The organism is Mycobacterium colombiense (assembly GCF_001953985.1).
GTDB classification, from domain to species: domain Bacteria; phylum Actinomycetota; class Actinomycetes; order Mycobacteriales; family Mycobacteriaceae; genus Mycobacterium; species Mycobacterium colombiense_B.
The window spans coordinates 1-547 of sequence record NZ_MBEI01000064.1 but is presented as its reverse complement, the minus strand read 5'-3'; the positions used below and the strand labels follow the sequence as shown (position 1 = coordinate 547).

Annotated in this window: 1 protein-coding gene; it reads right to left on the bottom strand. The window is 68.9% G+C overall.

Annotated features, from left to right (window positions below; translation table 11 throughout):
- Positions 1–547 (bottom strand): condensation domain-containing protein (locus A5732_RS20745; protein ID WP_142256646.1); only part of this gene is annotated, 547 nt, incomplete at both ends.

Below are 547 nucleotides of genomic sequence, written 5' to 3'. Positions count from 1 at the left end.
CCCCACACCTCAGCGCCACCGCACCCGGAACCCGCGCCACCTGCCCGGCAAACAACCCCACCACCGACACCGGCACCGACCGCCGACACAGCGCCCGCCGGTTACCCAACGCGCTCAGTCGCTCGCACTCGCTGTTGTCGAGCAGATCGATCGACGACAGTCGACGGTGCGGGTCCTCGGTCATGGCGACCAATACCCGCCGCAACCGTTCGGTCAGGGTGAGGATGCTGTCCGCGTCGAACACGTCGGTGCGAAACTCGACCGTCCCGCCGATCCCGGCCGGCCCGCCGTCATCGCTGTACCGGCCGAACATCGAAAACGTCAAATCCATGCGGGCGGTGCGGGTCCGCACGGGTTCGGCGCTCACCTGCAGGTCACCCAGGTTCAGCTCCGCGGGGTCCTTGCCCTGCCAGGCGAGCATCACCTGCACCAGCGGGTGATGCGCCAGGGAGCGGCTGGGGTTGAGCCGGTCGACGAGCACCTCGAAGGGCACGTCCTGGTGTTCGTAGGCGGCCAGGCTGCGCTGGCGTACCCGGGCCAACAGTTC